General features: G+C 61.0%; 7 protein-coding genes. 1 reads left to right on the forward strand and 6 read right to left on the reverse strand.

Annotated features, from left to right (window positions below):
• Positions 1-5: 5 nt before the first annotated feature.
• The 3 genes from BSU04_RS33525 to argS all read right to left on the reverse strand — a co-directional run bounded on the left by BSU04_RS33525 (position 6) and on the right by argS (position 3,618).
• A complete protein-coding gene (locus tag BSU04_RS33525) occupies positions 6-659 on the reverse strand; it encodes a thiol:disulfide interchange protein DsbA/DsbL (protein ID WP_089164570.1) in 654 nt (217 codons plus the stop codon).
• A gap of 222 nt (positions 660-881) precedes the next feature.
• Positions 882-1,652, reverse strand: coding sequence for an SPOR domain-containing protein (locus BSU04_RS33530; protein WP_089164571.1), 771 nt, complete (start codon positions 1,650-1,652; stop codon positions 882-884).
• A gap of 181 nt (positions 1,653-1,833) precedes the next feature.
• Positions 1,834-3,618: an arginine--tRNA ligase gene (argS, locus tag BSU04_RS33535; RefSeq protein ID WP_089164572.1), complete on the reverse strand. Its 1,785-nt coding sequence runs from the start codon at positions 3,616-3,618 to the stop codon at positions 1,834-1,836.
• A 460-nt stretch (positions 3,619-4,078) separates the two neighbouring features.
• On the opposite strand from argS, the gene BSU04_RS33540 reads away from it, so the two are divergent.
• On the forward strand, positions 4,079-4,405 hold the full coding sequence (locus tag BSU04_RS33540) for a DUF1840 domain-containing protein (RefSeq protein WP_089164573.1): 327 nt from the start codon (positions 4,079-4,081) through the stop codon (positions 4,403-4,405).
• A gap of 130 nt (positions 4,406-4,535) precedes the next feature.
• On the opposite strand, the gene BSU04_RS33545 is transcribed toward BSU04_RS33540, so the two are convergent.
• The 3 genes from BSU04_RS33545 to BSU04_RS33555 form a co-directional block, all read right to left on the reverse strand.
• Positions 4,536-4,736 carry a hypothetical protein gene (locus tag BSU04_RS33545; RefSeq protein WP_089164574.1) on the reverse strand — a complete coding sequence of 67 codons (201 nt, stop codon included), beginning with the start codon at positions 4,734-4,736 and terminating at the stop codon, positions 4,536-4,538.
• Between the two features lie 157 nt (positions 4,737-4,893).
• On the reverse strand, positions 4,894-7,611 hold the full coding sequence (metH, locus tag BSU04_RS33550; protein WP_179258525.1) for a methionine synthase: 2,718 nt from the start codon (positions 7,609-7,611) through the stop codon (positions 4,894-4,896).
• A gap of 69 nt (positions 7,612-7,680) precedes the next feature.
• A complete protein-coding gene (locus tag BSU04_RS33555) occupies positions 7,681-8,757 on the reverse strand; it encodes a homocysteine S-methyltransferase family protein (RefSeq protein WP_089164579.1) in 1,077 nt (358 codons plus the stop codon).
• Positions 8,758-8,878: the final 121 nt, after the last annotated feature.

The raw sequence follows: 8,878 nt of genomic DNA on the forward strand, positions 1-8,878 counted from the left end.
CGCCTTTACATCTTCTTCGCGCGAATCTGGCTGATCAGGAAATCGAGGACCTGGATCGTGCCCGGCAGGCTATTCGTGGTGGCCGGACCCGTTTCGTACTTGCCCTGCACGGCAAGCGTCGGCACGCCGTCGATCTTGTAGTCCTGCAGCAGCTTGTTGTCACGTTGCAGGTCGCTTTGCGTCGAGAAGGAGTTGTACGCGTCCATGTACTTCTTCTTGTCGACACCTTGCGTGGCGAGGAACGTAGCCTGCGCTTCCGGCGTCAGCAGATAGTTCTTCTTCACGTGGATCTCGTTGAACACGGCGGGCGTGAGCTTGTCCGCGAGGCCGAGTGCGTCGAGTGCGTGATACATCTTCGAGTGCGGGATGAAGTCGTCGCGAAAGGCCACCGGCACGCGCTTGAAGACGACGTCAGGTCCTTGCTTCTTCACCCACGCTTCCAGGTACGGGTCGAATTCGTTGCAGTGGGGGCAGCCGTACCACATGAATTCGATCACTTCGATCTTGCCCTGCGCGTCCACCGGCTGCGCGGCTTGCAGCACCGTGTAGTCGGTGCCCGCGACAGGCGCTGCCGGCGATGCGTGCGCCGCATTCATGGCGCTCAGGGTGCCGGCCACGAGGCCGAGGGAGAGAGCGAGGGCGCTGAAAAGTTTTTTCATAATGACCGAGAAAGGGCGTGGAGACGCAAAAGGGGAACACACGACGCTTAAAGGAAGCTTAAACAGGAAGCTTAAACCGGCTGGGCCGGGCCGATGCAGGCGCCGTGCCCTGTCAGCCCGGGCCGCTGTCGGCCGCCGCTCAGCGGCGTTGGCCGCTTTATGCTATCAACCCGCGCCAGCCTCGTACAAAAGGCCGCGCGGGCTGCGGGGTCTACTGCGCATTCACTGCTTGGAGAAGCGGATGACCGCGGTGTCCACGCCTGCGTCGGAAAGTCGCTGGCGCACGTTGTTCATGTCCTCGAACTTCGTGAACGGTCCGATCCGCACGCGGAAATACGTGACGTTGCCGGCATCGCGTTGCGTGACCTTCGACTCGAAACCCTGGAAGCCGAGCCGTGCGCGCTGCTGCTCTGCATCGGCCTGGGTCTTGTACGCACCAACCTGCAGGAAATAGCCGGTGTTCGCGTCGCCGGGTGCGGGTGGCGTGACCTTGGCCGTTGACGAAGCCTGTGCTTCAGCCGGCTTCTTCGCAGGCGTCGTGCTCGACGAGCCGCCCGGCGCGTTCGCGACTGGAGGCACGGTGGCCGGCTTCGGCGCAACGGCGGTACCGTTCGCAGCCGACGGCGGCACTTCAAGGATCTCAGGTTCGTCCTGCATGCCCGACGACTGCGTCTGGTTGTTGGTCTGCCCGGGTGCGGTATTCGGCGGCGCGGGCTGGGCGGCTTGCGGCACGGCCTGGCCCGGTGTCTTGCCCTGGAGCGGCCGGTTGGGATCGTACGGCTGTCCCGTGGCGGGTGCGGAGCCCGCGTCGGCTGGAGCCGGCGCGACCTTCGCGACGAACGGTGTGGGCGCGCGCGTGATGTACAGCGCCACGATCACTGCAATTGCAAGGCCGACAATCAAGCCCAGCACGATACCGAGAAAAGTCCCCCCGGTTTGCTTCGACTGCTTCGACGTGCTGCGTGGTTTTGCCATCGTATGAATAACCTGCAAAAAGTCTTCTGAATGGCCGACGATTATAACGGCGGCCTCAAGCGCGGTTTGGCGTTGCGCGGCGTTGTGTTAAGTCATGCAACCGTCGTCAGCCGTCTTCACCCGTAGTACGCGCGCGGGGCACTTGCGGCGCGTCGGGCTTATGACACGCTCGACGCGCCGGAAGTGCCCCGCGCGGGAATCACATCTTGACGGGAGCGGACACGCCAATCAGCGCGAGGCCGTTTTCGAGCACCTGACGGGTAGCGGCAAGCAACGCGATGCGAGCGTTGCGCACGCCCTCTTCCTCCACCAGCACGCGCTCCGCATTGTAGAACGAGTGGAATTCGCCCGCGAGGTCACGCAGATAGAACGCGACCGCGTGCGGCGCGAGTTCGTCCGCTGCGTGCGAGAGCATGTCCGGATACTCGGCGAGCTTGTTCAGCAGCGCCATCGCGCGTTCGCTCGAGAGCGGCGCAAGATCGACGTTCTGCAGCGTCTCTGCATTGCCGGCGTATTTCGTCTTCCAGTCGCCGAGGATCGTGCAGATCCGTGCGTGCGCGTACTGCACGTAATACACCGGATTTTCGTCGCTTTGCTTGAGCGCCAGGTCGATATCGAAGACGAATTCTGTATCAGCCTTACGCGAGATCAGGAAGAAACGCACGGCGTCGCGGCCGCGGCGAATGGTGTCTTCATCAATCTGGTCAGGCGCTACTTCCTCGCCCGGCGTCATGCCCCCCGACCATTCGATCAGGTCGCGCACCGTCACATAGCTGCCCGCGCGCTTCGAGATCTTCACTTCCACGCCGTTGCGCATGACCGTGACCATCTTGTGCAGCACGTAGTCGGGGTAACCCTTCGGAATGCCGATGCCAAGCCCCTGCAGCCCCGCCCGCACGCGAGCGATGGTGCCGTGGTGGTCCGAGCCCTGCACGTTGATGACCTTGGTGAAGCCGCGCTGCCACTTCGCCACGTGATACGCGACGTCCGGCACGAAATACGTGTACGTGCCGTCGGACTTGCGCATCACGCGGTCTTTATCGTCGCCGTCGTCGGTCGTGCGCAGCCATAGCGCGCCGTCCTGCTCGTAGGTCTTGCCGGCGGCGATCAGCGAGTCGACGGTGGCTTGCACGCGTCCCTCGTTATACAGCGACGACTCCAGGTAGAACTGGTCGAAGTCCACGCCGAATGCGGTCAGGTCCAGATCCTGTTCGTGGCGCAGGTACGCGACGGCAAAGACGCGAATGGCGTCGATATCGCCGACATCGCCCTTCGCCGTCACCGGCGCGCCGTCCTTGGCCGCGACCGTGGCACCGGCCAGGTAATCGCGTGCGATGTCCGCGATGTACTCGCCGTTGTACGCGTTTTCCGGCCACTCCTTGTCGCCCGGCGCAAAACCGCGGGCGCGCAGTTGCGTGGACATGGCGAGATTGCCGATCTGCACGCCGGCGTCGTTGTAGTAGAACTCGCGATGCACCGCGTTGCCTTGCGTGCCGAGCAGGTTCGCCAGCGCGTCGCCGAGCGTGGCCTGGCGGCCGTGGCCGACGTGCAGCGGCCCGGTCGGGTTGGCCGAAACGAATTCGATCAGCACGCGTTTGCCTTCGTCGCGGGCGTTGTAGCCGTAGCGCGCGCCTTCGACGATAACCGCCGGCACCACGGCCTGTTTCGCCGCTGCCGCCAGCCGCAAGTTGATGAAGCCCGGACCGGCGACTTCGGCGGCGTCGACCAGGCCAAGAGCTGCCGGCAGCGCGAGCACCGCATCCACGATCTGCTGCGCCAGTTGGCGCGGATTCGCGCGCAGCGGCTTGGCGAGTTGCATGGCCACGTTCGACGCCACGTCACCGTGCGCCGCGACTTTCGGGCGCTCCAGGACGATGGCCGGCTCGACAAAGTTCGCTTCCGATGCGCCTTGCGACGCCTGTACGACCTGCTTGACCGCGTCGGCGAGCAGCGTTTCGAGGGTATGTTTTTGTGCGGGCAGCATGCTGATTCTTAAATCCGGTAATTGTTTGCTTGCTTGTTTATTTCTATCCACGCGCTCGCTGCGAACGCGGCAAAAACGTGCAATCGAGTTCAAACGCCGGCGTGACGCGTGCTCAAAAGTCTCAGTCCTGTTTCAATCCATTACGCTCGTTCGGCGCGCAGAGGACTTCGGACACTCGGTCAAGTCGCTACGCACGTCTGCGTATGCGCGTCCGCAAGCATAGCCGGAGCCGGTTGCAGCGATAACGCCAAAACCGGGGTTTTGTAACCGGTGCAACATTTGCTCGGGTAAAACGGGATTTTAGCAGGTGCTAATATGTCGAATCAGGGTCGAGTCGGGAAAACGAGCCAGGAATTAACACAATGCGCCGGCGTGTGATGGTGTGGCCTGGACTCTTGCCACGCCTGGCGCATCTCGCTCATTAGCCACCAAAGGCCAACATAAGGGAAAGGACCTTGTCATGCTGATCACATTTAAAACCAGAGCTGCACCAGACGTTCAGATGCTCGACAACCTCGCTGATTACCTGCTTGGCATCATCGGCAAGCGGCTTGGCGAGCGCGGCGTCATTACGCACGAAGAACTCCCTGAATGCATCCAGAAGCTGGAGTCGGCGGTTGCGACAGACAAACAGGAACGCGCCGAACACGATGGCCACTTCCACGAAGGCGAGCCCGGCCATGAGCCGCACGAGATTCCCGTCGGTCTGGCGCAGCGCGCTTACCCGTTCCTCGACATGATGCGCCTCGCGCATCAGGCGGAGGGCGACATCCTGTGGGGCGTTTGAGCCTGGGTGACGTGGCGGGATTGACCCATTGACTCAGCCGGAAGCGAACCAATGGTGTAAGCGTTAAAAAAACCCGCCTCGTTGCCGAAGCGGGTTTTTTTGTTCCGATGAATCCAGGGCCGTAGAACGCTTACTGCGCGGCTCCGGATGCAGGCATGCTCGCGCCTTTCTTCGCACGCGGCTTGCGGGGCTTTTTCTTGTGCTCCGTGATGGGCGGCGAATAGCTCGACGCGGTGCTCGAGCTTGCGCCGCCCTGCGCGAAGGCAGCCGTACTTCCCGACGTGAACAGCACAGCAACAGCAACGGCGAGGACAGGCGACAGCTTGATCATTTTCGACTTTCTCCGTGACGATTTGAAGGAATGCGTGACCGCCGCCATGACGGCCTTTGCACCCCTTCGAGTGTAAGGAAAATCAAAATAACCGTAATAGACTTCGCCAATATTGCGTCTTTGTGATTCCCGGTATTTGGCTGCGCCTGGTTTTTGCCTAGAGTAAGGGCGCCAGTGCGCGTTCGGCATCGTTCTTCGAAATCGCCATGCGTTGCGCGAAACTTTCGACCTGATCGTCGGCGATCTTGCCGACCGAAAAGTACGTGCTTTCCGGATGCGCGATGTAAAAGCCCGACACGCTCGCTGCCGGCAACATGGCAAGCGACTCGGTCACCGTCATGCCGATTTCGTTCGCTTGCAGCACGTCGAACATGTCCTGCTTCACCAGGTGGTCCGGGCACGCCGGATAACCCGGCGCAGGACGAATTCCCCGATACTTTTCTTCGATCATGGCGGTGTTGTCGAGTGTTTCGCCGGCTGCGTAACCCCACAGTTCGCGACGCACCCGCGCGTGCAGCGCTTCGGCAAAGGCTTCAGCAAAACGATCGGCCAGTGCCTTCAGCATGATTGCGCTGTAGTCGTCGTTGTCGGCTTCGAACTGCTTCTCTTTCTTGTCGATGCCCAGGCCCGCCGTCACCGCGAACATGCCGATGTAGTCCGCCACGCCCGAGTCCTTCGGCGCGATGAAATCCGCGAGCGAGCGGTTGGAACGCTGCACGCCATCCACGATCGGACGCACGGTTTGCTGGCGCAAGTTACGCCATGTCATGGCGACTTGCATGCGGGTATCGTCGGTATAGATTTCGATGTCGTCGTCGTTCACCGTGTTCGCCGGCAGCAGCATCACCACGCCGTTCGCCTGCAGCCAGCGGCCCTGGATGATGCGTGAGAGCATCGACTTGCCATCGGAGAAAACGCGCCGCGCCGATTCGCCGACGATTTCATCGTTGAGAATGGCCGGATAGGGGCCGGCGAGGTCCCAGGTCTGGAAGAACGGCGCCCAGTCGATGTAATTCGCCAGGTCTGCGAGATCGTAATTCTTGAAAATGCGCCGCCCGATGAAGGTCGGTTTCTTCGGCTCGTAGCTCGCCCAGTCGATTTTCGTCTTGTTCGCGCGCGCTTCGGCGTAGGTGACCATGGGCGTCGCCTTGCGGTTCGCGTGCTGCGTGCGAATGCGTTCGTAGTCTGTCTTGAGGTCTGCGAGGTATTTCTTCGCGCCCTCGTCAGAGAGCAGGCTCGACGCCACCGATACCGAGCGCGACGCATCCGGCACGTAGACCACCGGGCCATCGTAATGCGGGGCAATTTTCACGGCCGTGTGCACGCGTGAGGTCGTTGCGCCGCCGATCAGCAGCGGCGTTTGCTTGCCGCGGAAATAGTCGTCGCGTTGCATTTCGGACGCAACGTACGCCATCTCTTCAAGGCTCGGCGTGATCAGCCCCGACAAGCCGATGATGTCCGCGCCTTGTTCTTTCGCCATCGCAAGGATGGTCGCGCAGGGCACCATCACGCCCATGTTGACGACTTCGAAGTTGTTGCACTGGAGCACGACCGAGACAATGTTCTTGCCGATGTCGTGTACATCGCCCTTGACCGTCGCGATCACGATCTTGCCCTTCGGCCGGACGTCCTCGCCGGCATCGGCCATGCGCTGCTTCTCTTCCTCGATGTACGGAATCAGGTGCGCCACGGCTTGCTTCATCACGCGCGCCGACTTGACCACTTGCGGCAGGAACATCTTGCCCGCGCCGAACAGGTCGCCGACGATATTCATGCCGTCCATCAACGGCCCTTCGATCACGTTGATCGGCCGGCCGCCTTCAGCTTCAATGCGCGCCCGAACTTCCTCCGTATCTTCCACGATGAAGTTCGTGATGCCATGCACCAGCGCGTGGGCGAGGCGTTTATCGACGGGCTGGTTGCGCCATTCGAGGTTCTCTTCTTTCTTCGCGGCGCCGGTTTTGAATTTATCGGCGATTTCGAGCAAGCGATCCGTGCCGTCGTCACGACGGTTCAACACCACGTCTTCCACGCGTTCGCGCAGTTCGGGATCGAGATCCTGATATACGCCGAGCTGACCCGCGTTCACGATACCCATGTCCATGCCGGCCTGAATCGCGTGGTAGAGGAACACGGTGTGGATGGCTTCACGCACCGGATCGTTGCCGCGAAACGAGAACGACACGTTCGACACACCGCCGCTGATCTTCGCGTGGGGCAGGTTTTCCTTGATCCAGCGCGTAGCGTTGATGAAGTCGACGGCGTAGTTGTTGTGCTCTTCAATGCCCGTGGCGATCGCGAAAATATTCGGATCGAAGATGATGTCTTCCGGCGGGAAGCCCACTTCGTTCACGAGGAAATCGTACGAGCGCTTGCAGATCTGCGTCTTGCGTTCGTAGGTATCGGCCTGGCCGTCTTCGTCGAAGGCCATCACGACGGCGGCCGCGCCGTAGCGGCGGATCAGCGTGGCGTGATGGCGGAACGCGTCTTCGCCTTCCTTCAGCGAGATCGAGTTCACGACCGCCTTGCCCTGCACGCATTTCAGCCCCGCTTCGATCACTTCCCACTTCGACGAGTCGATCATGATCGGCACGCGCGAAATATCCGGTTCGGAAGCGATCAGGTTCAGGAATCGAACCATGGCCGCTTTCGAATCGAGCATGGCCTCGTCCATGTTGATGTCGATGATCTGAGCACCGTTCTCAACCTGCTGGCGCGCAACAGCCAGCGCTTCGTCGAACTGGTTGTTGAGGATCATGCGGGAAAACGCTTTCGATCCCGTGACGTTGGTCCGCTCACCCACGTTGATGAAGAGCGAGCCGTCGGTGACGTTGAACGGCTCGAGGCCGGAAAGGCGCATGGTGTGATCGGTCATGGTGTCTCTGGCGTTGCAGCGTGATTGTCTTGTCGAAGGGCTTGGGCGTCGTGTCAGGCAGTCAGGCAGTCAGGCAGCTTCACGATAGTGCGACGGCCACTTTCTTGGCTTCACGTCAGCCAGAGCCTTCGCGATTTCCGCTATATGTTCGGGCGTCGTCCCGCAGCACCCGCCCGCCAGATTCACCAGCCCCGCCTGCGCAAATTCCTTCAGCAAGCTGGACGTGACATCGGGCGTTTCATCGAAGCCTGTATCGCTCATCGGGTTCGGCAAGCCCGCATTCGGATAGCACGATACATAGGTGTCGCAGAGCTTCGACAACTCAGCGATATACGGCCTCATCAGCGCCGCACCCAACGCGCAGTTCAAACCAAACGTCAACGGCCGCGCATGACGCAGCGAGTTCCAGAACGCCTCGACCGTCTGCCCCGACAGGATGCGCCCCGAAGCATCGGTCACGGTGCCCGAAATCATGATCGGCAGCAGTTCACCGGTGTCCTCGAACAACTGATCGAGCGCGAATAACGCGGCCTTTGCGTTCAAGGTGTCGAAGATGGTTTCGACGAGAAACAGATCGCAGCCGGCATCCATCAGCGCCTTCGCCTGCTCGTAATAGGCCTGGCGCAGTTCGTCGAAGCTCACGTTGCGCGCGGCCGGGTCGTTGACGTCCGGCGAGATGCTCGCGGTCTTCGGCGTCGGTCCGATCGCGCCCGCGACAAAGCGCGGCTTGTCCGGCGTCGAGTACTTGTCGCACGCCTCGCGCGCCAGCTTCGCCGACTGCATGTTCATTTCGACCGCCAGCGATTCCATGCCGTAATCGGCCTGCGCCACGGTCGTTGCGCCGAAAGTGTTCGTCTCTAGAATGTCCGCGCCGGCAGCCAGATACTGCTCGTGAATTTCAAGAATCACATGCGGCTGCGTGATCGACAGTAACTCGTTATTGCCCTTGATATCGCGGGGATAGTCGGCAAAACGTTCCCCGCGATACGCCGCTTCGTCGAGCTTGTAACGCTGGATCATGGTGCCCATCGCGCCGTCGAGAATGAGAATGCGCTGTTCCAAAAGGGCAGGTAACACGGCGCCGCGCGTGTACGGGCGGCGCTCTGCGGCAGATTTCGAGTCGACAGTTTCGGGCGACGGATTCATGATTGACATGGCTCCAAACAGGCTGAAATAGCCAAACATTGTATCTGTAGTAGGGCACGAACGCTTTCTTATGGCGCTTTCCAAAACACCACGCAATCAAGCGTCATGAACAAAAAACCCC

This window comes from Caballeronia sordidicola, assembly GCF_002220365.1.
GTDB lineage: Bacteria > Pseudomonadota > Gammaproteobacteria > Burkholderiales > Burkholderiaceae > Caballeronia > Caballeronia sordidicola_C.

Coding starts and splice junctions, on each gene's coding strand:
- metH (WP_179258525.1), bottom strand. CDS start 7,611: ATGACCGATCACACCATGCGCCTTTCCGGCCTCGAGCCGTTCAACGTC.
- argS (WP_089164572.1), bottom strand. CDS start 3,618: ATGCTGCCCGCACAAAAACATACCCTCGAAACGCTGCTCGCCGACGCG.
- BSU04_RS33540 (WP_089164573.1), top strand. CDS start 4,079: ATGCTGATCACATTTAAAACCAGAGCTGCACCAGACGTTCAGATGCTC.
- BSU04_RS33525 (WP_089164570.1), bottom strand. CDS start 659: ATGAAAAAACTTTTCAGCGCCCTCGCTCTCTCCCTCGGCCTCGTGGCC.
- BSU04_RS33555 (WP_089164579.1), bottom strand. CDS start 8,757: ATGAATCCGTCGCCCGAAACTGTCGACTCGAAATCTGCCGCAGAGCGC.
- BSU04_RS33545 (WP_089164574.1), bottom strand. CDS start 4,736: ATGATCAAGCTGTCGCCTGTCCTCGCCGTTGCTGTTGCTGTGCTGTTC.